Source organism: Nonomuraea cavernae, from assembly GCF_014646355.1.
Classification (GTDB): Bacteria; Actinomycetota; Actinomycetes; order Streptosporangiales; family Streptosporangiaceae; genus Nonomuraea; species Nonomuraea cavernae.
In genome coordinates, this window is record NZ_BMNH01000003.1 from 252,954 (window position 1) to 274,766 (window position 21,813).

General features: G+C 71.3%; 19 protein-coding genes. 11 read left to right on the forward strand and 8 right to left on the reverse strand.

Going from position 1 to position 21,813, the window contains the following annotated elements:
* Nucleotides 1-7: 7 nt before the first annotated feature.
* The 5 genes from IEY82_RS08015 (at nucleotide 8) to IEY82_RS08035 (ending at nucleotide 7,817) form a co-directional block, all read left to right on the forward strand.
* Nucleotides 8-295 (forward strand): acylphosphatase, encoded by a 288-nt coding sequence (locus IEY82_RS08015; RefSeq protein ID WP_189123366.1) that lies wholly within the window; start codon nucleotides 8-10, stop codon nucleotides 293-295.
* A gap of 191 nt (nucleotides 296-486) precedes the next feature.
* Nucleotides 487-681 carry a hypothetical protein gene (locus IEY82_RS08020; RefSeq protein ID WP_049556952.1) on the forward strand — a complete coding sequence of 65 codons (195 nt, stop codon included), beginning with the start codon at nucleotides 487-489 and terminating at the stop codon, nucleotides 679-681.
* Between the two features lie 196 nt (nucleotides 682-877).
* On the forward strand, nucleotides 878-4,663 hold the full coding sequence (locus IEY82_RS08025) for an SMC hinge domain-related protein (RefSeq protein ID WP_189123367.1): 3,786 nt from the start codon (nucleotides 878-880) through the stop codon (nucleotides 4,661-4,663).
* A 53-nt stretch (nucleotides 4,664-4,716) separates the two neighbouring features.
* On the forward strand, nucleotides 4,717-5,895 hold the full coding sequence (gene ftsY, locus IEY82_RS08030) for a signal recognition particle-docking protein FtsY (RefSeq protein ID WP_189123368.1): 1,179 nt from the start codon (nucleotides 4,717-4,719) through the stop codon (nucleotides 5,893-5,895).
* A gap of 248 nt (nucleotides 5,896-6,143) precedes the next feature.
* Nucleotides 6,144-7,817 carry a tetratricopeptide repeat protein gene (locus IEY82_RS08035; protein ID WP_225262392.1) on the forward strand — a complete coding sequence of 558 codons (1,674 nt, stop codon included), beginning with the start codon at nucleotides 6,144-6,146 and terminating at the stop codon, nucleotides 7,815-7,817.
* A 15-nt stretch (nucleotides 7,818-7,832) separates the two neighbouring features.
* Here the strand turns inward: IEY82_RS08035 and IEY82_RS08040 are convergent, their stop codons facing one another.
* Genes IEY82_RS08040 through IEY82_RS08050 form a run of 3 tightly spaced genes read right to left on the reverse strand, consistent with a single transcriptional unit; the run spans nucleotide 7,833 to nucleotide 10,689 of the window.
* Nucleotides 7,833-8,615 (reverse strand): ABC transporter ATP-binding protein, encoded by a 783-nt coding sequence (locus IEY82_RS08040; RefSeq protein ID WP_189123369.1) that lies wholly within the window; start codon nucleotides 8,613-8,615, stop codon nucleotides 7,833-7,835.
* Complete coding sequence (locus tag IEY82_RS08045) at nucleotides 8,612-9,658, reverse strand: FecCD family ABC transporter permease (protein ID WP_225262394.1); 1,047 nt, start codon at nucleotides 9,656-9,658, stop codon at nucleotides 8,612-8,614. Before IEY82_RS08045 ends, IEY82_RS08040 begins: the two co-directional genes overlap by 4 nt.
* Nucleotides 9,655-10,689 (reverse strand): FecCD family ABC transporter permease, encoded by a 1,035-nt coding sequence (locus IEY82_RS08050; protein ID WP_229697558.1) that lies wholly within the window; start codon nucleotides 10,687-10,689, stop codon nucleotides 9,655-9,657. Before IEY82_RS08050 ends, IEY82_RS08045 begins: the two co-directional genes overlap by 4 nt.
* Nucleotides 10,690-10,783: 94 nt before the next feature.
* Here IEY82_RS08050 and IEY82_RS08055 point away from each other — a divergent pair, with 94 nt between their 5' ends.
* Nucleotides 10,784-11,758: an ABC transporter substrate-binding protein gene (locus IEY82_RS08055; protein ID WP_189123371.1), complete on the forward strand. Its 975-nt coding sequence runs from the start codon at nucleotides 10,784-10,786 to the stop codon at nucleotides 11,756-11,758.
* Between the two features lie 4 nt (nucleotides 11,759-11,762).
* On the opposite strand, the gene IEY82_RS08060 is transcribed toward IEY82_RS08055, so the two are convergent.
* On the reverse strand, nucleotides 11,763-12,836 hold the full coding sequence (locus tag IEY82_RS08060) for a PLP-dependent cysteine synthase family protein (protein ID WP_189123372.1): 1,074 nt from the start codon (nucleotides 12,834-12,836) through the stop codon (nucleotides 11,763-11,765).
* A 237-nt stretch (nucleotides 12,837-13,073) separates the two neighbouring features.
* On the opposite strand from IEY82_RS08060, the gene IEY82_RS08065 reads away from it, so the two are divergent.
* Entirely contained in the window at nucleotides 13,074-13,658 is a 585-nt protein-coding gene (locus IEY82_RS08065) for a sigma-70 family RNA polymerase sigma factor (protein ID WP_225262396.1), read from the forward strand.
* Here the strand turns inward: IEY82_RS08065 and IEY82_RS08070 are convergent.
* Both IEY82_RS08070 and IEY82_RS08075 read right to left on the reverse strand, forming a co-directional pair.
* Nucleotides 13,655-14,563 carry an anti-sigma factor RsbA family regulatory protein gene (locus IEY82_RS08070; protein WP_189123374.1) on the reverse strand — a complete coding sequence of 303 codons (909 nt, stop codon included), beginning with the start codon at nucleotides 14,561-14,563 and terminating at the stop codon, nucleotides 13,655-13,657. The genes IEY82_RS08065 and IEY82_RS08070 overlap by 4 nt on opposite strands.
* A 63-nt stretch (nucleotides 14,564-14,626) precedes the next feature.
* Entirely contained in the window at nucleotides 14,627-15,460 is an 834-nt protein-coding gene (locus IEY82_RS08075) for a DMT family transporter (RefSeq protein WP_189123375.1), read from the reverse strand.
* 88 nt (nucleotides 15,461-15,548) lie between these two features.
* On the opposite strand from IEY82_RS08075, the gene IEY82_RS08080 reads away from it, so the two are divergent.
* The 4 genes from IEY82_RS08080 to IEY82_RS08095 all read left to right on the forward strand — a co-directional run bounded on the left by IEY82_RS08080 (nucleotide 15,549) and on the right by IEY82_RS08095 (nucleotide 19,228).
* Nucleotides 15,549-16,124 (forward strand): helix-turn-helix domain-containing protein, encoded by a 576-nt coding sequence (locus tag IEY82_RS08080; protein ID WP_189123376.1) that lies wholly within the window; start codon nucleotides 15,549-15,551, stop codon nucleotides 16,122-16,124.
* A 173-nt stretch (nucleotides 16,125-16,297) separates the two neighbouring features.
* A complete protein-coding gene (locus IEY82_RS08085) occupies nucleotides 16,298-17,089 on the forward strand; it encodes a polysaccharide deacetylase family protein (protein WP_225262398.1) in 792 nt (263 codons plus the stop codon).
* Between the two features lie 20 nt (nucleotides 17,090-17,109).
* A complete protein-coding gene (locus IEY82_RS08090; protein ID WP_189123377.1) occupies nucleotides 17,110-17,760 on the forward strand; it encodes a DUF2461 domain-containing protein in 651 nt (216 codons plus the stop codon).
* Nucleotide 17,761: 1 nt separating this feature from the next.
* A complete protein-coding gene (locus IEY82_RS08095) occupies nucleotides 17,762-19,228 on the forward strand; it encodes a DUF2079 domain-containing protein (RefSeq protein WP_189123378.1) in 1,467 nt (488 codons plus the stop codon).
* Nucleotides 19,229-19,329: 101 nt separating this feature from the next.
* Here IEY82_RS08095 and typA read toward each other — a convergent pair whose 3' ends face one another.
* Together typA and IEY82_RS08105 are read right to left on the reverse strand one after the other, a co-directional pair.
* Complete coding sequence (typA, locus tag IEY82_RS08100) at nucleotides 19,330-21,180, reverse strand: translational GTPase TypA (RefSeq protein ID WP_189123379.1); 1,851 nt, start codon at nucleotides 21,178-21,180, stop codon at nucleotides 19,330-19,332.
* A 58-nt stretch (nucleotides 21,181-21,238) separates the two neighbouring features.
* Nucleotides 21,239-21,796, reverse strand: coding sequence for a TetR/AcrR family transcriptional regulator (locus IEY82_RS08105; RefSeq protein ID WP_189123380.1), 558 nt, complete (start codon nucleotides 21,794-21,796; stop codon nucleotides 21,239-21,241).
* Between the last annotated feature and the right edge of the window lie 17 nt (nucleotides 21,797-21,813).

A 21,813-nucleotide genomic window follows, 5' to 3' on the forward strand; every position in this document is an offset into this window, starting at 1 on the left:
CAGTGGAATGCCGGAGCACACCGAGATCGTCCGGGTGACCGCCTGGGTGCGCGGGCGGGTGCAGGGGGTCGGGTTCCGGTGGTGGACCAGGGCCCGGGCGCTGGAGCTGGGGCTCGTCGGCTGGGCACGCAACACCGAGGACGGCCGGGTGGAGGTCGTCGCCGAGGGCTCCCGGGAGGCCTGCGTCAAGCTCCTGGACCTGCTCAGAGGTTGCGACACGCCGGGCCGGGTGGATGGAGTAGTGGAACGCTGGAGTGAAGTGCGAGGTGGTTTGGGGGGATTCCTCGAGCGGTAAGGACTTTCGTTAAACACCCCAAATGGGGTATAGTTATATGGCAAGAGTGCCCACTGGGGGGTAACAGCGGTTCGTTCGACTTGACCGCCCACACTGCCGGTGCGACTCTTGTTAGGTACCACGCGCACCCCTCCCGCGGAATAAGAAGTGCGCGAACCAGTCTGGTCACTCAGCGTGGAGGACCCTTTACCATGGCGAAGGCTCTACTCGGCCACGTCGGCGGTCCTGACCCTCGAATGGTCTCGGAGATGCGCCGTCTGCAGCAGCGAATCCGTGATCTGGAGGCAGAACTCATCCGACTTCAGGCCCAGAATGACGCTCTTGCGGCGCAAACCCGCGATGAGGCAATCAGTCGCATGCAGGAGCGCGAGCCGGCACTCACCTGACGAGTGATCGGATCGCATGATCCAGGGACGTCTCCATGAGGCGTCCCTCGTTATTTGCCCTCTTCATCGCCCGATCCGGAATATCTTGGTAGCTCTTTTGCCTGGTCCGCCGCGGACTCGACTGCGGCGGCCAGCATGGGGCAGGCAGGACCAGTAGGCTTTTCCGGAGTCCGTTCAGGGAGAAGGGGGCCGACGCTTGTATTTGAAGACCCTCACCCTGCGCGGCTTCAAGTCCTTCGCCTCCGCGACCGCTCTGCGTTTCGAGCCCGGCATCACCTGCGTCGTGGGCCCCAACGGCTCCGGCAAGTCCAACGTCGTCGACGCCCTGGCCTGGGTCATGGGCGAGCACAGCGCCAAGTCGCTGCGCGGCGGCAAGATGGAGGACGTGATCTTCGCCGGCACCTCGTCCAGGCCGCCGCTGGGCCGGGCCGAGGTGACGCTGACCATCGACAACTCCGACGGGGCGTTGCCGATCGACTACAGCGAGGTCACGATCAGCCGGCTGATGTTCCGGTCGGGCCAGAGCGAATACGCGATCAACGGCGACACCTGCCGTCTCCTCGACATCCAGGAGCTGCTGTCCGACTCGGGCATCGGCCGCGAGATGCACGTCATCGTCGGCCAGGGCCAGCTCGACGCGGTGCTCCACGCCGGTCCCGAGGACCGGCGGGCGTTCATCGAGGAGGCCGCGGGCGTTCTGAAGCACCGCAAGCGCAAGGAGAAGGCGCTGCGCAAGCTCGACGCGATGCAGGCCAACCTGACCCGCGTCCAGGACCTCGCCACCGAGCTGCGCCGCCAGCTCAAGCCGCTCGGCCGTCAGGCCGAGATCGCCCGCAAGGCCGCCGTGATCCAGGCCGACCTGCGCGACGCGCGGCTGCGGTTGCTGGCCGACGACGTCGGCATCCTGCGCTCGACGCTGGAGCGCGAGGCCGCCGACGAGGCCGCCGTCCTGAGCAGACGCACCCAGGTGGAGGCCGAGCTGGCCGAGGGCCAGCAGCGGGAGGCCGCCCTGGAGAGCGCCGAGGCCGAGGCTCAGCCCCGGCTGAGCGCCGCGCAGGAGACCTACTTCCGGCTGTCCAGCCTGCGCGAACGCATCACCGGCCTCGAACAACTGGCCGCCGAGCGCCACCGGCACGCCGTCGACGCCGCCTCCATCGAGCGGCGCGGGCGCGACCCCGAAGATCTCGAACGCGAGGCCGCCGAGGTGCGTGAGCAGGAGCTCATCCTCCAGGCCGAGCTGGAGCACGCCCAGGAGCTGCTGGAGGAGGCGGTCCAGCGGCGGGCCGGCTCCGAGGCCGCGCTGAGCGCCGAGGAGCGCCGCCTCGCCATGGCCGCCAGGGCCGCCGCCGACCGGCGCGAGGGCCTGGCCAAACTCCGGGGCCAGGTCGACTCCGTGCGCAGCAGGTCACGCGCCGCCGAGGAGGAGATCGGCCGCCTCAACCGGGCCGTCGCCGAGGCGGCCGAGCGCGAGCGGCGCGCCCGCGACGACCTGGAGGAGCGGCGGCGCGAGGAGCCCGCCGTCGATCCGGCGCTCGCCGAGGAGCTCGCCACCGCGCAGGCACTGGTGGAGGAGGCCAAGTCCGTCGCCGACGAGGCCCGCGCCGCGGCCTCGTCGGCCAAGGCCGCCCTCGACGCGCCGCGTTCGGCCGCGCAGGCCGCCAAGGCGGGAGTCGTCGCGGCGCGCGCCGCCGACCAGGAGGCCCAGCGGGCGGTGGCCGCGCTGCGGGCCCGCTGCGAGGCGCTGGAGCTCGGGCTGGCCAAGGGCGACGGCGGCGCCGCCCTCCTGGAGGCCGATCTGGCCGGGGTGCTGGGCCCGCTCGCGGCCTCACTCCAGGTCACGCCGGGCGCCGAGCCGGCGGTCGCCGCCGTGCTCGGCCCGGTCGCCGAGGCCATCGCCGTCAGGTCCGTCGCCACGGCGATCGAGGCCATCGAGCTGTTGCGGGTCAAGGAGGCAGGTCAGGCCACCCTCCTCGTCGCCTCCCCGGCCGACGGGCCGGGACGCGGGTCCGCGTCCCCAGGTGACGGGCCGAAGGACCCGTCCCCGGCAGCCGCGGCAGGCCGGATGGGGGAGACCGGGGTCCGTGCGGCCGCGCCGGGAGGCGGCGAGGTCCGTACGGCCGCGCCCGGAGGTGGGGAGTGGGCGGCCGAGCTGGTGACCGTGCCAGGCCACCTGAGGTCGGCGGTCGACCGCCTGCTGTCCGGTGTCGTCGTCGTGGACGATCTCGGCGTCGCCCGCCGGGTGGTCGAGGAGCACTCCGGGCTGCGCGCCGTGACCAGGGACGGTGACCTCGTCGGCGCCCATCTGGCCAGCGGCGGGTTCGAGGGCGGCACCTCGGTCCTGCAGGTGCGGGCGGCGCTCGACGACGCCGTCGCCGACCTCGGCGACGCGGAGGCCACCGCCGAGCGCACCGCCGAGGCGCTCGACGAGGCGGCCGCCACCGAGCAGGCGGCCCAGGCGGCCGTGGAGGAGGCGCAGGCCCGGGTCAATGAGGCGCAGACCGCCGTCAGCACCGCCCAGGCCGGGGTGAGCGCCGCCCAGGGCGCGCTCGACCAGGTCAGGGCCCGGCAACGAGAGGCCGACCAGCGCGACGCCGCCGCCGCCAAGCGGCTGGCCCAGCTGGAGGCGGCCGCCGACGCCGCCCACGACGAGGCCGCGCGGCTGCGTCACGGCGTCACCGCGGCCGAGGAGTCCCGGGCCGAGGGCCTGGCGGAGCTGGCCGAGCTGGAGATCAGGCTGGCCGAGGCCGAATACTCCCAGGAGCTGGAGGCGGAGCCCACCACCGAGGCCCGCGACGAGCTGGCCGTCACCTGCCAGACCGACAGGCAGCGCGAGATGGAGACCCGGCTCCAGGTCCGCACCGCCGAGGAGCGCGTCAAGGGCATCGAGGGCCGGGCCGACGGCCTCGTCCGCGCCGCCCAGCGCGAGCGGCACGAGCGTGCCCAGGCCGCCGCCCGGCGCGCCAGGCGCAGGCGCCAGGCGGAGGTGGCCGAGGCCGTCAGCGGGGGCGCCAGGCGGGTGCTCACCTCGCTCGCCTCGTCCGTCCAGCTCGCGGCCCGGGAGCGTGACGAGGCCGACCTGGCGCGGGTGGCGATCGACGCCGAGCTCAAGCAGGTACGCGTGCGCGTCCGCGAGCTCAGCCAGGAGCTCGACAAGCTGGTCAACCGCGTGCACGGCAGCGAGGTCGCCCGCACCGAGCAGCGGCTGCGCCTGGAGCAGCTGGAGCAGCGGGCCCTGGACGAGTTCGGCGTCGAGCCCGAGACCCTGATCTCCGAGTACGGCCCGCAGGCCCCGGTGCCCGGCGACCCGCCGATCCCCTACGTACGCGAGGAGCAGGAGAAACGGGCCCGTGCCGCCGAGCGGCAGATGAACCAACTGGGCAAGGTCAACCCGCTCGCCCTGGAGGAGTTCGCCGCCCTGGAGGAGCGCCACGCCTTCCTCACCTCGCAGCTCGAAGACCTCAAGAAGACCAGGCGCGACCTGATGACCGTGGTCAAGGAGGTCGACGACCGGGTGGAGCAGATGTTCTCCTCGGCCTACGAGGACGTGGCCCGCGAGTTCGAGCAGATCTTCACCCGGGTCTTCCCCGGCGGCGAGGGCCGGCTGGTCCTCACCGAGCCCACCGACATGCTGACCACCGGCATCGAGGTCGAGGCCCGGCCGCCGGGCAAGAAGGTCAAGCGGCTGTCGCTGCTGTCCGGCGGTGAGCGGTCGCTGACGGCGGTGGCGTTCCTGATCTCCATCTTCAAGGCCCGGCCCTCGCCGTTCTACGTCATGGACGAGGTCGAGGCGGCGCTCGACGACACCAACACGCAGCGCCTGCTGCGGCTCTTCGAGGAGCTGCGGCAGAGCTCGCAGCTGATCGTGATCACCCACAACAAGCGCACGATGGAGATCGCCGACGCCCTCTACGGCGTGTCGATGCGGGGCGACGGCGTCACCCAGGTCGTCAGCCAGCGGCTGCGGGAGCGCGAGCCGGCCTGATCCGCGTGGCCCTGGGCATGACCATGCCGGTCGATCTGGAAAACTGACGTCTTGTGGATGGTTATCTCGGCGTCATCGTGATCGTGGTCCTCGTCGCCCTCGTGGCGGCGGGCGGCCTGTTCCTGCTCTTCAGACCGGGAGGCAAGGCCGCGCCACCGGCCGAGCCGCCGGAGACGCTGCTGCCTCCGGAGGAGAAGGAGAAGCGAGCGGCTCCAGGTGGCGAGGAAGGTGAGGGGGCCACCACCACGCTCCCGCCTCCGGTCAAACCGGCCGAGCCGGTCGTGGCGCCGCCCGAGGTGGAGGTGCCGCCGCCGTCCGCCGGTCGGATGGTGCGGCTGCGGTCCAGGCTGGCCCGCTCGCAGAGCGCGCTCGGCCGGGGGCTGCTGGAGCTGCTCTCCCGTGACCGCCTCGACGACGAGGTCTGGGACGAGATCGAGGAGGCGCTGATCACCGCCGACGTCGGTGTGGCGCCCACCCGCGCCATCGTCGAGGAGCTGCAGACCAAGGTCAAGGTGCTCGGCACCCGCACGCCCGACCAGGTGCGCGCCCTGCTCCGCGAGCAGTTGCTGGCCCAGGTCAATCCCGATCTCGACCGCACCCTGCACGTCCAGAGGCATGGTGAGCGGCCCGCGGTGGTGCTCGTCGTGGGCGTCAACGGCACCGGCAAGACCACCACGACCGGCAAGCTCGCCCGCTCGCTCATCGGCGACGGCAAGACGGTCGTGCTCGGCGCGGCCGACACGTTCCGCGCGGCGGCGGCCGACCAGTTGCAGACCTGGGGTGACCGGGTCGGGGCCGAGGTGGTGCGCGGGCCGGAGGCCGGCGACCCGGCCTCGGTGGCCTTCGACGCCACCGCCAAGGGCATCCTGGACAAGGTCGACGTGGTCATCGTCGACACGGCGGGCCGGCTGCACACCAAGACCGGCCTGATGGACGAGCTGGGCAAGGTCAAGCGGGTGATCGAGAAGAAGGCCACCGTCGACGAGGTGCTGCTGGTCCTCGACGCCACCACCGGCCAGAACGGCATGCGGCAGGCGCAGGTCTTCGCCGAGGTGGTCAACATCACCGGCATCGCGCTGACCAAGCTCGACGGCACGGCCAAGGGCGGCATCGTCATCTCGGTGCAGCGCGAGCTGGGGGTGCCGGTCAAACTGGCCGGGCTGGGCGAGGGGCCCGACGATCTGGCTCCGTTCGACCCCGAGGTGTTCGTGGACGCGATCCTTGGGGACTGACACATAATCAATTCGGATATGTCACTTACCGGTTGATGCCTTGTCGTTTGACCGGTGCCGTGTTGACATTGAGCGGTCCTCGGAAACTGATCGGAAAGGGCGCTCAATGAAGAGAGTCGTCGTCCACAAACCCGGCACCGTCAAGCTGTCCGGAGCCGCGAGTCCGAAGCACTCGGCCTGACCTGTCCTGAACGCACGGATGAGGCCGGCGTCTGCGGTGGTGACGCCGGTTTCCGTCTTCTCCGGGAGTGACTCTGCGCGAGATCACGGTTGACGCCGACCGCAGGCTGCGCGGCCCTTACACGCTGGCGTCCGGGCTGCTCACGGCGCTGCTCCCCGAGGCCGCGCCGGATCTGGTGGCCGCGCACGACATCGAGATCAGAGCCGCCGCGCCCGGTCTGCGCGACCTGGTCCCCGCCCGGAGGACCTCGCTGGCCGACCGGCTGCCGCAGGACGAACGCATCCTGGTGCCCGCACCCCTGCGGACGCTCCGGCTGGCGAACGGGCTGGCGGAGTTCGTCCGGGATCATGTGGCGCGGAGTGTGCCGCTGACTTTACGGGTGAATAATGCCGAAGAATCGGACCCGACCGATACTGAATTCCTGGCGGTGCTGAGGCGCCGCGTGCCCGCCGCGTCCGTCACGGTGGTGATCTCTCCGCCCGGGCCGCCACGCCCGCGGCCTGTCGTCCCGCCCGCGGCCGAACTCGACCGCTACCGCAACGAGGGCTTCCACCACGCCATGGCCGAGGCCGGCCTGGCGCTGCTGCCCACGCTGGACGAGGACGGCGAGGAGTGGTGGACGCTGCTGCACCGTACGGCCACCGCGCTGGCCGCCCTCGACCGGGAGGGCGAGGCCCGCGACCTGCTCGACCGCGCCCGCCGGGTCAGCACCCGGCCCAAGGAGCTCGCCACAGCCGCCTACGCCACCGCGATGCTGCTCGTCCGCCACCACGACCCCGGCGAGCGCGACCCCGAGGAGGCGATGGCCTGGATCAACCAGGCGGTCGCGCTCACCTCGCTGCTGCCCGATCGCGGCGAGCGGGCCTTCCACCTGAGCTTCGACCTCAACGGCAAGGCGCTGGTCGAGGTGCGCAGAGGGCGCCTCGCGCAGGCCGAGCGGCTCGTCCAGGAGGCCGTCGAGCTGGCCGAGCGCGACCTGGAGCCCGGCCGGCACCCCATCCACAGGCTCGTGCTGCGGGCGAACCGGGCCCAGCTGGCGGCCCAGCGGGGCGACCTCGCCGGCGCGCTGCGCGATCTCGACGCGGTCGTCGCGGCCGATCCCGGTTATCCCGACTACTACCTCGACCGGGGCAACCTGCTGCACCGCCTGGGCCGTCCGGCCGAGGCGACGGCCGACTACGAGACGGCCATGCGGGTCGGCCCGCCCTTCCCCGAGCCCTACTACAACCGCTCCGAGATCCGTTTCGCCGCCGGCGACCTCGCGGGCGCGCTCGCGGACCTCGATCACGCGATCGAGCTGGATCCCGGTTTCACCGACGCCTACGTCAACCGGGCCGGGCTGCTCGTGGCGCTGAACGAGCCGGCCAGGGCCAGGGCCGACGCCGAGCGCGATGTCGGCAACCCGTACCTGCTCTGCGTGCTGGGGCAGATCGAGGCGGCGGAGGGGCACGCGCTGGAGGCCCGCAAGGCGTTCGACTCGGCGCTGGAACGCGAGCCGCGGCTGGCGGCGGCCTGGGCGGGGCGCGGCGCGGTCGCGTTCGGCGAGGGCGAGTACGAGAGCGCCGTCGCCGACCTGAGCCGGGCGATCGAGCTGGAGGAGGGGGCGGAGGTCAGGTTCAATCGGGCGCTCGCGCTCCGGAGGTGCGGGCAGCCCGCGCTGGCCCGAGCCGACCTGCTGCGAGCCCAGGAGCTGGCGCCCGACGACGAGGAGATCCGGCGGGCGCTCGCCGAGCGACCATGAGCGGGGCGCCGGTCGCTAGCGGTGCGGCCCGATCGGGATGACCAGCGGCGTGCCCGCCACCGGGTCGGTGATCACCTTGGCGTCCAGCTCGAACACCTCGCGCAACAGCTCCTCGGTCAGCACCTCGTGCGGGGCGCCGGCGATGATCACCCGGCCCTCGCGCATGGCCACCAGCCGGTCGGCGTAACGGGCCGCCAGGTTGAGGTCGTGCAACACCATCACGATGGTCCGGTCGGCCGCCTGGTGCAGTCGGCGGACCAGCTCCAGGACCTCCACCTGGTGAGCCAGGTCGAGGAAGGTGGTCGGCTCGTCCAGCAGCAGCAGGTCGGTGCCCTGGGCCAGGGCCATGGAGATCCAGGCCCGCTGCCGCTGCCCGCCGGACAGCTCGTCCAGCGGGCGCTCGGCCAGGTCGGCCAGCCCGGTCATGGCCAGCGCCTCGCTCACGGCCGCCTCGTCGTCCGACGACCACTGCCGATACCAGGTCTGGTGCGGGTGGCGGCCCCTGACGACCAGGTCGGCGACGGTCAGGCCCTCCGGCGCGGTGGGCGCCTGGGGGAGCAGGCCGAGCACCTTGGCCACCTCGCGGGTGGGGATGCGATCGATGCGCTTGCCGTCGAGCAGCACCTCGCCGCCTCGCGGCTTGAGCAGGCGGCCGAGGGCGCGCAGCAGCGTGGACTTGCCGCAGCCGTTGGGGCCGATGATCGCGGTGACCGTGCCCGGCTCGACGACGAGGTCGAGCCCGTCCACGACGGTTCGTTCGCCGTAGCCGAGCTTGACGGCGGCGGCCTGGAGCCTCAAGTGCGTGCCCTCCAGATCAGATGAATCAGGTACGGCGCGCCGAGCACCGCGGTCACGATGCCCACGGGCAGCTCGACAGGGGAGAAGGCGGTGCGCGCGATCAGGTCGGCGCCAGTGGTGAGCAGGGCGCCCACGACGGCCGACGACAGCAGCGGTGGCTGCGCGCAGCGGGCCAGCCGGAGCGCGATCTGCGGCGCGGCCAGCGCGACGAACGCGATCGGCCCGGCCGAGGCGGTGGCGACCGCGGCGAGCAGCACGGCCGCGAGGATCAGCAGGGCCCGCGAGAGGTTCATCCGCACGCCCAGCCCGGTGATGGTGTCGTCGCCGAAGCGCAGCGCGTCGAGCGACCGGGCGCCGAGCAGCGCCAGCGGGATGAGCACGGCGAGGGCCACGCCGACGGGCCGGACGTGCTCCCAGCCGCGGCCGTTGAGCGAGCCGCTGATCCAGACCATGGCCCGGCTGGTGTCGTTGACGTCGCCGATGGTCAGCAGCCAGAACTTGACGTTGGTGAACACGGCCGCCACGCCGATGCCGACGAGGACCAGCCGGTAGCCGTCGAGCCCGCGCCGCCAGGCCAGCGTGTAGACGATCATGGCGCCGACGAGCCCGCCGGCCAGGGCCAGCGCCGGGATGCCGAGGGTGGAGAGCAGCCCGCTGGCGCCGCCGTACGCGCTGCCGCTGACCACGACGCCGGCCACGACGGCGACCGAGGCGCCGGTGGTGACCCCGAGGATCTCGGGGCTGGCCAGCGGGTTGCGGGCGATGGACTGGATGATCGCGCCGGACAGCGCCAGCGCGGCGCCCACCAGCGCGCCGGTCAGGGCGCGGGGCAGGCGGAGATCCATGATGACGAAGTGGCCGGCGCTCGCGGTGTCGAACGTGGCCCGCGCCACCTCGGCCAGGCTCATCTGGATGTCGCCGATGCGCATGTTCAGTGCCATGAGCACGCCGAGTAGCAGGAGGCCGCCCAGCGTGACGGCGGCGGCGCGGGGGCGTACCCGCCAGGACAGGCCCGCGACGCGGAGCGCGAGGACGGTCGTCACAGCCGCACCGGCTTCCTGCGGCGGACCAGCGCGACGAAGAAGGGGGCGCCGAGCAGGGCGAGCACCACGCCGACCTCCAGCTCGCCGGGAGGGGCGACGACGCGGCCGATCACGTCGGCGAGCAGCAGCAGCGCGACGCCGATCAGGCCGGAGTAGGGCAGTAGCCAGCGGTGATCGGTGCCGGACAGCGAGCGGGCCAGATGCGGCACGATCAGGCCGACGAAGGCCAGGGACCCGCAGGCCGCCACCGCGGCGCCGGTGAGCAGCGTGACGGCGGCGACGCCGACGCCCCGGGTGAGGCCGATGCGCTGCCCGAGGCCGCGCGCGACGTCCTCGCCGAGGGAGAGCGCGTTCAGGCCGGGGGCGTTGACCATGGCCAGCACCAGGCCGGCCACGACGAACGGCAGCACCTGCCAGACCACGTCGGGGCCGCGCGCGGCGATCGAACCCGCCTGCCAGAACCTGAACACGTCCATGGCCTGCTCGTCCAGGAGCACGATGGCCGAGGTCAGCGCGTAGAGGAAGGCGCTGACGGCGGTGCCCGCGAGGGCGAGCGTGACGGGCGTGGGGCCGCCCCGGCCGCCGACCATGCCGAGCGCGAACACGCCCACGCTGGCGATCAGCGCTCCGGCCAGGCCGAACCAGATGTAGGCGAGCAGGCTCTGGGCGCCGAGCAGGATGATCGAGGCCACCATGGCGAAGGCGGCGCCCTGGGTGACGCCGAGCAGGCCGGGGTCGGCGAGCGGGTTGCGGGTGTGGCCCTGCATGAGCGCCCCAGCCACGCCGAGCGCGAGGCCGGCCAGCACGCCGAGCACGGTCCTCGGGACGCGCAGCGAGCGGACGATGATGTGGCTCTCGGTGCCGGCGGGGGCGGTGAGCGCCTGCCAGGCGTCGGCCGGCGGCACGGGCCTGGACCCGACCGTGACGCTCAGCACCACGGTCACGCAGACGGCTCCCAGCAGCACGGTGAGCAGAAGGAGACGCCGGTGACGGAGGGTGTGCGAGCGTGGCGCGACAGCGGTGGCTCCCACTCGTCCCTCCAGCATTTGCCCGATCCCGGAGAAGTATGCCAGGTTAGGCACGGCTAACTTAATTAAGGGTTGCCTAAGCTAAGAGGGGTTGTCGATGAGATCGTTGCGTGCGCTGGTAGGGGTCGTTCTGGTGGCGGGGCTGGCCGCTTGCGGCTCGACCGAGACCGCCGAGTCCACCGCTCCGGAGAGCTCGGCCGGGCCGTTCCGCACCGTCAAGCACGCGATGGGCGAGACCGTGATCCCCAGCCGGCCCAAGCGGGTGGTGGCGCTGGACCAGAGCTTCGTGGACGCGGTGCTGACACTGGAGACGCCGGTGGTCGGATACACCACCTACCGGTCGATCGACACGGCGCTGCCCGACTACCTCGGCACCGTCGCCGAGGAGTACGGCAAGGAGGCCACGGCCGTCGGCACGCTGGAGGAGCCGAGCCTGGAGAAGATCATCGCGCTCAAGCCCGACCTGATCGTCTCGGCCAAGGTCCGTCACGAGGCGCTCTACGACAAGCTCGCCAAGATCGCTCCCACCGTCTTCAGCGAGACGACCGGCGCCATCTGGAAGGAGAACCTCCGCCTGGTGGGCCAGGCGCTCGGCAAGGAGGACGTGGCGGAGGCGAGGCTCAAGGCGTTCGAGGAGCGGGCCGGGAAGATCGGCTCCGCGATCAAGGAGAAGGAGGGCGAGCTGCCGACCATCTCAATCGTCCGTTTCGCGGGCGAGCCGACGACCCGCCTGTACGTCGAGGAGTCCTACTCCGGCCTGGTCATGAAGGACATCGGCTTCCCCCGGCCGGAGGGCCAGCCCACCGTGAGCGACTCGATCGTGGTCAACGTCAGCCAGGAGCGCATCGCCGATCTGGACGCCGACCACATCTTCGTGGCGACCTACGCGGACCCCGCCGCCGACGGGCCCAAGGAGAAGTTCGTGAACAACCCGCTGTGGGGCAAGCTCAAGGGCGAGAAGCACGAGGTGAACGACCTCACCTGGATGACCGCCGTCGGCATCCAGGGCGCCCACGCGATCCTCGACGACGTGGCCAAGCTGTTCGAGGTCGACCCGGCCAAGGCCGCCTAGCCGATCAGTCGGGCAGGAAGGCCCGGAACTCGTCGAGGTGGGGGTGGATGTCGAGGCCCTGGGCGGCGAGCCAGCCGGGGTCGCAGTAGGTGCCCCGGTAGCGTTCGCCGCCGTCGCAGATGAGGGTGACGACGCTGCCCTGCTCGCCGGCCTCGCGCATCTCCCTGATCAGGTCCACGCAGGCGGCCACGTTGGTGCCGGTGGAGCCGCCGACGTCCCGGCCGGTGACCTCGCGCACCCAGTGCATGGCGGCGATCGACCGGGCGTCGGGCACGGCCACCATGCGGTCGATCACCGTGGGCTGGAAGGACGGCTCCACCCGGGGACGGCCGATGCCCTCGATCCGCGAGCCCGGCGCGGTGACCGAGGGGTCGCCCGACACCCAGCTCGGGTAGAAGGCCGAGCCCTCGGGGTCGGCGACGGCCAGGCGGGTGTCGTGGCGGCGGTAGCGGATGTAGCGGCCGATCGTGGACGAGGTGCCGCCGGTGCCCGCGCCGACCACGATCCAGGCCGGCACGGGGTGCGGCTCCAGCGACATCTGCGCGTAGATCGACTCGGCGATGTTGTTGTTGCCGCGCCAGTCGGTCGCCCGCTCGGCGTAGGTGAACTGGTCCATGAAGTGGCCGCCCGTCTCGGCGGCCAGGCGGTGAGACTCGTCATAGATCGTGGTCGGGTCGTCGACCAAATGACATTTGCCGCCGTAGAACTCGATCAGGTGACACTTCTCCGGTGAGGTGGAGGCGGGCATCACCGCGATGAACGGCAGGCCGAGCAGGCGGGCGAAGTAGGCCTCGCTCACGGCCGTGGAGCCGCTGGACGCCTCGACGATCGTGGTCGAGGGGCCGATCCAGCCGTTCGCCAGGCCGTACAGGAAAAGTGATCGGGCAAGTCGGTGTTTCAGTGAACCGGTGGGGTGTACCGACTCGTCTTTCAAGTAGAGGTTTACCCCCCACCGCGGGGGCAGCGGGAAGACATGCAGGTGTGTGTCACAGCTCCGGTTGGCGTCGGCCTCCACCTTGCGGATGGCCTCCGCCACCCAGTGACGTGCCTCCATGTCGTGACGGTCCACGAAATCCATGTCCATACGCTATCTCATGTGACTCCGCCCACTTTTTCTAGGAAATTGGATGGATAGTGTTATGATAATGAGACTAGTCCGGCCGTGGACGTGATGACGCATGCCGCGAGCAATGGGACTTTTTTACCTCTCTGACCAGGCGCAACCGTTAACGCGGCCCTTACGGGGGTTTTGCGAACATGGTTTCGCTGCCTGCGCCGAGACGGGGACAGTGCAAGGGGGAATGAATTGATCACGATGACCGATGAGCAGCGTCAGGACTGGTTCGAGCGCGACGTCGTGCCTGTGACGTCGCAGCTGTTCGCCTCCGCCATGCGACTGACCCGCAACGCCGCCGACGCCGAGGACCTGGTCCAGGAGACGGTGGCCAAGGCTTACACCTCCTACCACCAGTTCCGCGAGGGCACCAACCTCAAGGCCTGGCTGCACCGCATCCTCACCAACAACTTCATCAACGACTACCGCAAGAAGCAGCGTTCGCCGAAGCTCTCCGCCGCCGAGGACATCGAGGACTGGCAGCTGCACGCCGCCGAGTCGCACAGCTCGACCGGGCTCAGGTCCGCCGAGACCGAGGCGCTCGACCGGCTGCCCGACAACGTGGTGATGAACGCGCTGCGGGCCCTGCCCGAGGACTTCCGCGTGGCCGTCTACCTGGCCGACGTCGAGGGCTTCGCGTACAAGGAGATCGCCGAGCGCATGGGCACTCCCATCGGGACCGTCATGTCCCGGCTGCACCGCGGCCGCCGCCAGCTGCGCGACACGCTGGAGCCGTACGCCCGCGCCGAGGGCGCCGTGCGCGTGCCCGCGCAGAGCGCGGCCTAGTCACCGAGACGCATGTGCAGGCGCACCCGGAGCGTTCCGCGCTCCGTCCGCAGCTCGACGAGATCACAGAGCTGACGACTGATCCAGAGCCCGTATCCCCGAGAGGATTCGGGCTCCGGTGGTATGTAGCCCGGTAACGGGTCGGTCAGAGCGCCGCCCGGCTCGGCGATCTCGCAGACCAGCTCCCTCCCGTTCACCCACATCCTGACCAGGCCGTGCCCGGCGCCGTGCTCGACGCTGTTGGCGGCTATCTCCGAGACGCCGAGCACCAGCGAGGCGACGTCGCTCCGGGACATCCCGGCCGCCCTGGCGTAGTCGGTGACCGCCTGGCGCAGGTCCTTCAGCTCGCGGGCGGTGAACCGCAGCGACTCCACCCGCCCGCTCGGGTCGGGCAGCGGCGCGAGGTCGCCGCTCAGCACCAGCTCGTGCGGCTCCACGAACCGCGCGTTGGCCACCTCCCCGCCGGCGCGCAGCGTGAGCGGGTGCGTGACGGGGCCGTGGCTGTACACCTCCTCAGGTGTCCGTCCCGGGTCGTACGGGCACAGCACGGTGGTCGCGGCGCCGCCCAGGGCCGCGTTGAGCACCGACTCGTAGCGGATCCACTCGCGGATCTCCCGGTCGCTCCGGCCCGTCCAGGCGGGCTCGCCGATGATCAGGGTCCGCCGGCCTGTCGCGTACTCGTGGTAGGCGGCCAGGGTCCGGTGCGGGTGGGCGTACCAGGAGCCGGACAGGCGGGTGTCGATCCGGTCGGCGTCGGCTCCGAGCGCCTCGGACAGCAGCCCGAGCTTCGCCGCGCAGGTGACCGCGAGCACCCGCCTGCCGTCGGCCAGCGCGTCGCGCACGCGCGGCACCACCAGTCGGAGGAACGCCTCAGGCGAGTCGTACGGCACCAGCAGGTGTCTCAACGACTCACTGTGGGCCCGTGCCCGGTCGGGACGCACGGGCGAAACGTAGCAAGCGCTTGTCGCCTACGCAACGGCTATGAGCGCGACCGCCCCCAGCGCGCAGGCGACCCCGGTCAGCTGGACCGGGTGCAGCCGCTCACCGAGCACCTGCCTGGCCAGCAGCAGCGTGCTCGCCGGGTAGAGCGAGACCAGCACCGCCACCAGGCTGAGCAGGCCCTCGGCCTTGGCCAGCAGGTAGAGGACGTTGGCCAGCATGTCGAGCAGGCCGGCGGCGACGATGACGCGCAACCCCCCGGCGGCCGGCTTCAGCGTGCGCCCGGCGACGACGGCCAGCAGCACGACCATGGTCACCGACGAGAGCCGGGCGCCGACCAGCGGCCACAGCCCGGCGTCGTCCGGGGCCAGCGCGAGCAGGATGAAGAAGCCGCCGAACCCGGCGCCCGCCGCCAGCGCGACCAGCACCGAACCCACGGAGCCGCCCTTCGCGGCCGACGGGTCCTGGCTGACCAGCAGCACCGAGCCGAGCGCGAGCACCACCCCGGTCAGCGCCACGGGATGCGGCCGCTCGCCGCTGGCGAGCCCGAACAGCACCGGCAGCACGGCGGAGGTCACCGCCGTGGTGGGCGCGACCACCGACATCACCCCGGTGGCCAGCGCCCGGTAGAACAGCACGAGCCCGGCCGCGCCCGCCAGACCGGCGGCCAGCCCCCAGAGCAACGCCCTGGCGCTGAACAGGCCGGGCAGCAGCGGGAGCAGGGCCAGGATCAGCGCCAGGCCGGCCAGTTGCGACAGGGCCACGACCGCGAACACCCGGGAACGCCGGGTCGCCAGCCCGCCGAAGAAGTCGGCCGTGCCGTAGACCAACGCACAGGCGGTCGCCAGGATCACCGCAGTCACGTCTCTCCCATCTGGTGCAGTGGAGTGCACTCTTAGTGCAACACAATAGGTGCAATATACTGCAAGCGGGGTTCACTAGACTGCACTCATGCAGGATCCGGAGACGATCACCCAGGCCATCGCCAGCAACGTCAGGGCACAGCGCTCACACCGCGGCTTCACCCTCGACGCCCTGGCCGCACGCTCGGGGGTGAGCAAAGGCATGCTCGTCCAGGTCGAGCAGGCCAGGACCAACCCCAGTGTCTCCACCCTCACCCGCATCGCCTCCGCGCTCGGCGTGACCGTGGCCCGGCTGGTCGAGGTCGCCGACGTGCCGGTGGTCCGGATCGTGGAGAAGGCCGACGTGGTCACCTTCGACCAGGGCGAGGTGCACGCCCGGGTGCTCGTCGGCGCCGACACTCCGACGATCCTGGAGCTGTGGGACTGGCGGCTCGGCCCCGGCGGGCACCACGACGGCGATCCGCACCCGCCCGGCACCAGGGAGATGCTCACTGTCCTCGCGGGTGAGCTCACCCTCACCGTGTACGGCAGAAGCCACCTGATCAGGACCGACGCCGCGGTGGTCTTCACCGCCGATCGGCCCCATCGCTACGCCAACAACGGGCCTGACGAACTCCGCCTCATCATGGTCGTCGCCGAGCCCCGCGAAGCGCCCGACCAGTGAAACATCGGGATCTAGGTACGGATCCGGTCGGATGTGCCCTAAGAGTGGCGCGTCGCCTTACCGCTCCGCAGGCCGATATCCCACCATGGTGGGAGGACCTGGCCAAGGACTTGCGGGGGGATCCGGCACAGGACTATCCATAGCCTGCCCCCCCTGTGCCTTCAGGGGGAAGCGTGCACATATGGGGACTGGCTCTGGCGCTGCTGGTGATGACGGTCACGGCCTGCGGCACGCGGCCCCAGACACGTCAGCAGGCCGCCCGTCCACCGGCGGTGGTCGACCCCCGCGTCCTGGCCAAGCGGCTGGCGCGGGCGCAGCCCGACTGGCCCGCCAACCGCCCGGTCAACTGCCGGCGTGACAAGTGCGTCGCGCTCACCTTCGACGACGGGCCCGGTGAATACACCGGCAAGCTGCTCGACCTGCTGCGTGGCCGCGAGGCCAAGGCCACCTTCTTCGTGCTGGGCCAGATGGTGGCCGCCGACCCGCACGGCCTCGCGCGCCGCATCGTCGACGAGGGCCACGAGATCGGCAACCACTCCTGGAGCCATCCGCCGCTGACGGCCCTCCCCGAGGAGCAGATCAGGGCCGAGCTCGTCCAGACCGACAATCTCGTGCGCAGGCTGACCGGGGTGCGGATGCGGATGATGCGGCCGCCGTACGGGGCCACGGACGCCAGGGTGGCCGCCGAGACCCGCCGTGAGGGGCTGGCGCAGATCCTGTGGAGCCTCGACACCCTCGACTGGCGCGACCGCGCCTCCTCGGTCGTGGCCCGGCGAGCGGACGCCGCCAAACCCGGAGAGATCGTGCTCATGCATGACATCCACCGCACGACCATCGAGGCCGTGCCCCAGCTGCTCGACACGCTCGCCAAGAAGGGCTTCAAGTTCGTCACCGTCTCGGAGCTGTACGGTGCCACGCCGGTGCCCGGCCGGGAGTACACGGATCGGTGGACGAAGCACGAGTGAGGCGTGGCACGCTTGTCGGCATGGGTTTCACCGGCTTTCCCGACGAGGCCTTCGTCTTCTACGAGGGCCTTGAAGCGGACAACTCCAAGACGTACTTCACCCGTCACCGGCACTTCTACGACGACGCGGTGCGCGCGCCCATGCTGGCCCTCACCGAGGAGCTGGCGGAGGAGTTCGGCCAGGCCCAGTTGTTCCGCCCCTATCGCGACGTTCGTTACGCCAAGGACAAGTCGCCGTACAAGACCCATCAGGGGGCTTTCGTCGACCTGGTGCCCGGCATCGGGCTCTACGTCCAGATCTCCGCCGACGGCCTCTACACCGCGGGCGGCTGCTACACCCAGGCTTCCGACCAGGTCGCCCGCTACCGCGCGGCCGTGGACGACGACCTGACCGGCAAGTCGCTGGCCGCCCTGGTCGCGGCTCTCCAGGCGGCGGGCCACACCCTGGAGGGCGATCGTCTCAAGACGAAACCGCGTGGGTTCTCCGACGACCATCCGCGCATCGACCTGCTGCGCCACAGGTCCCTGCACGCCGGACACCGGTTCCCGCCCGAGCCCTGGATCCACACCGCCGAGGCGGCCGACCGGGTCCGCGAGACCTGGCGCGCCTTCGAGCCGCTGGTGGAGTGGCTCGGCACCCACGTACGCGCCAGCGATCTGCCCCGGCGCTGAAGTGACGGCGAGCAGCCACGACACGGACGTCCGGCGACCGGAGAGCGGCACCCGAGCCGGGTTCGACCGGCACCGGATCATTCTGGGGGCGATCACCGGGGTGGCCGCCCTGGCCTACGCCATGCTGTCGCTGACCCGGTTCGCGGGGTTCCGGGCCGGGGCCTACGACCTGGTCATCTTCGACCAGGCGGTCCGCTCCTACTCCCGTTTCCAGCTCCCGGTCGCCATCGTCAAGGGCGTTCACAACGACTTCGGCCCCGGCTTCGCCGTCCTCGGCGACCACTGGTCGCCGATCCTCGCCCTGCTGGCGCCGCTCTACTGGATCTTCGACGGTCCCCAGACCCTGCTCGTCGCCCAGGCGGTGCTGATGGCCGCGGCGGCGGTGCCGCTGTGGGTCTTCACCAGGCGGGCCCTGGGCAGCCCGGCCGTGGCGCACCTGGTCGCGGTCGCCTACACCCTGTCGTGGCCGGTGGTCGAGGCCGTCGCCTTCGACTTCCACGAGGCCGCCTTCGCGCCCCTGCTGACCGCCCTGCTCCTCGAACGGTGGCAGGCGGGCCGGCGCGGCCACGTGGTGCTCGCCGTCCTCGCGCTGCTCTGCGTCAAGGAGGACATGGGCCTGCTGGTCGCGGGCTTCGGGCTGGTCCTGCTCTTCCAGCGGGGCTGGCGGGTGCTGGGCGGTGCGTTCGTGGCCGGCGGGCTCGGGTTCGCCGCGCTGGCGTCCCAGGTGCTGATCCCGCTGTTCGGCGGCAGGTCCAACTACTACTGGGCGTACGGCGCGCTGGGCCCCGATCTGCCCGCCGTCGCCCGCACCGCGCTGACCGACCCGCTCACGGTGATCGCCCAGCTCGGCGCCCCGCCCGTCAAGCTCGTCACGCTGGCCCTGCTGCTCGGTGTCAGCCTGCTGGCCGCGCTCGGCTCGCCGTTGTTCGCGATGGCGGTGCCGCTGATCGCCGAGCGGATGCTGGCCGGCTCGTTCCCCAACTGGTGGGTGGCCGAATACCACTACAACGCGTTCGTCGTGGTGGTCGTCTTCGCCGGTGGGGTGGACGCCGTCCGGCGGGTCCGGGGGCGGGCTCCCTGGCTGCCGCGGGCGTGGGCGGCGGGCGCGCTCGCGTTCGCGGTCGCCACGGTGCCCTTCTTCTCGCTGGCCGCCCTCGCCGACCCCGACTCCTACCGCCTCGACGGGCGTGAGCGGGCGGCGGCGGCCGCGGTCGCCGTGGTGCCCGACGGCGTGCTGGTCGAGGCGGCCAACAACCTGGCGCCCGCCCTGTCGGGCAGGAGCACCGTGCTGCTCTGGGACCGCACGCCCCGCTGGGCGCCGTGGGTGGTGGCCGAGACGGGGCGCCGCACGTTCCCCTTCGCCGACCTGCCCGAGCAGCGCGAGCGGGTGCGGCTGCTGGTCGCGAACGGCTACGAGGTGAGGTTCGCCCGGGACGGGTACGTGGTCCTCACCTCGGCGCGGAGCTGACCTGGAGCTGACCTGGTCGTCGCCCGAGGAGACCGAGGACGGCGGCCGAGCCGGGCGCCGCCGTCCCGGTGGGACGCGCGAACCGGCCGTGCGAAAGGACGTCAGGCGCGCTTGGCCCGCGCCGCGCTCCGGCCGCGGGTGGAGGCGTTGAGCTCGACCTTGCGGATGCGTACGGCCTCGGGCGTGATCTCCACGCACTCGTCCTCGCGGATGAACTCGAGCGCCTGCTCCAGCGACAGCACGCGCGGCGGGATCACCTTCTCGGTCTCCTCGGAGGTGGAGGAGCGCATGTTGGTGAGCTTCTTCTCCTTGGTGATGTTGACGTCCATGTCGTCGGACCGGGAGTTCTCGCCGATGATCATGCCTTCGTAGACCTCGGTCGTCGGCGAGACGAACAGGGTGCCGCGCTCCTGCAGGTTGAGCATGGCGAAGGCGGTCACCGGACCCGAGCGGTCGGCCACCAGCGACCCGTTGTTGCGGGTGCGCAGCTCGCCGAACCACGGCTCGTAGGAGTCGAACACGTGGTGCACCAGCCCGGTGCCGCGCGTCTCGGTGAGGAACTCGGTGCGGAACCCGATCAGGCCGCGCGCGGGCACCACGAACTCCATCCGGATCCAGCCGGTGCCATGGTTGGTCATGTGCTCCATGCGGCCCTTGCGGACGGCCAGCAGCTGCGTGACCGCGCCCAGGTACTCCTCGGGGCAGTCGACCGTCAGGCGCTCGACCGGCTCGTGCACCTTGCCGTCGACGAGCTTGGTGACGACCTGCGGCTTGCCGACGGTCAGCTCGTAGCCCTCGCGGCGCATCTGCTCGACCAGGATGGCCAGCGCCAGCTCGCCCCGGCCCTGCACCTCCCAGGTGTCGGGACGCTCGGTGGGCAGCACGCGCAGCGAGACGTTGCCGACGAGCTCCCGCTCCAGGCGGTCCTTGACCATGCGGGCGGTGACCTTGGTGCCCTTGGCCTTGCCGACCAGCGGCGAGGTGTTGGTGCCGATGGTCATCGAGATGGCCGGCTCGTCGACGGTGATCAGCGGCAGCGGGCGCGGGTCCTCGGGGTCGGCCAGCGTCTCACCGATCATGATGTCGGGAATGCCGGCGATGGCGATGATGTCGCCCGGCCCGGCCTCCTCGGCGGGCTTGCGCTCCAGCGCCTCGGTCATCAGCAGCTCGGTGATCTTCACCTTCTGCACCGAGCCGTCGGTGCGGCACCAGGCCACCTGCTGGCCCTTGCGCAGCACGCCCTGGTGGATCCGGCAGAGCGCGATGCGGCCGAGGTAGGAGGACGCGTCGAGGTTGGTGACGTGGGCCTGCAGCGGCGCGTTGGGGTCGTAGGTGGGCGCCGGGATCGTCGACTTGATGATCTCGAACAGCGGCTCGAGGTCCTCGGAGTCGGGCATGGTGCCGTCGTCGGGGCGGGCGAGCGCGGCCCGGCCGGCCTTGCCCGAGGCGTAGACGATCGGGAAGTCGATCTGCTCCTCCGTCGCGTCGAGGTCCATGAACAGCTCATAGACCTCGTCGACGACCTCCTTGATGCGGGCGTCGGGCCGGTCGACCTTGTTGATGCACAGGATGACCGGCATCTTCGCGCTCAGCGCCTTGCGCAGCACGAACCGGGTCTGCGGCAGCGGTCCCTCGGAGGCGTCGACCAGCAGCACGACACCGTCGACCATGGACAGGCCGCGCTCGACCTCGCCGCCGAAGTCGGCGTGGCCGGGAGTGTCGATGATGTTGATGGTCATGCCGCCGTGCTCGACCGCGGTGTTCTTGGCGAGAATGGTGATGCCCTTCTCGCGCTCGAGGTCGTTGGAGTCCATGACGCGGTCGTCGACATCCTGGTTGGCGCGGAAGGCCCCGGACTGCCAGAGCATGGCGTCGACCAGCGTGGTCTTGCCATGGTCGACGTGCGCGATGATCGCGATGTTCCGCAGGTCGTCGCGGCTGTTCAAAGGCATGATGAGTCTCGATCTGTTTGTCGTGGGGTCGGCCGCGCGATGTCGCGACCTACCAAGTCTAGTTGATCCCCTCTGATGGCAGGAGCGGGACGAGGTGCCTGCGGGCGTAGGCGCGGGCCTGCTCGTCGGTGCCGAGCGGCACGACGCTGTCCGGCGTGAGCACGAACGACAGCGCCACGCGGATGAACATCTCGGCCACCGCCCGCGCGTCCGGCGTGTTCAGATGCGCCGCCAGATACTCCCTGGCCACCGCGAGGTACGGCCCCGCCTCCAGCGTGAGGTGCGGCAGGATCGTCTCCGGCTCGGTGGCCAGCAGCCCGCTCAGCAGCGGATGCCCGCGCACGAGGCGCAGGGTGACGGCGAACCCCTCGACCACCCGCTCCGGCATGTCCGGCAGGGGCGCCACCGCCTGCTCGAACGAACGCAGAAATCTCCGCAGCTCGCGCAGGATGACCTCCTGCACCAGGTCGCTCTTGCGCGCGAAGCGGCGATAGACGGTGATCCGTGACAGGCCCGCCTCCTTGGCGACCTCGTCGACCGTCAACCGCCGCAGGCCACCGGCCAGCATCCGCGCGTAGGCGGCGTCGAGGATGCGCTCGACGGACTCGTCCCGCATGGAGCAAGACTAGGGCG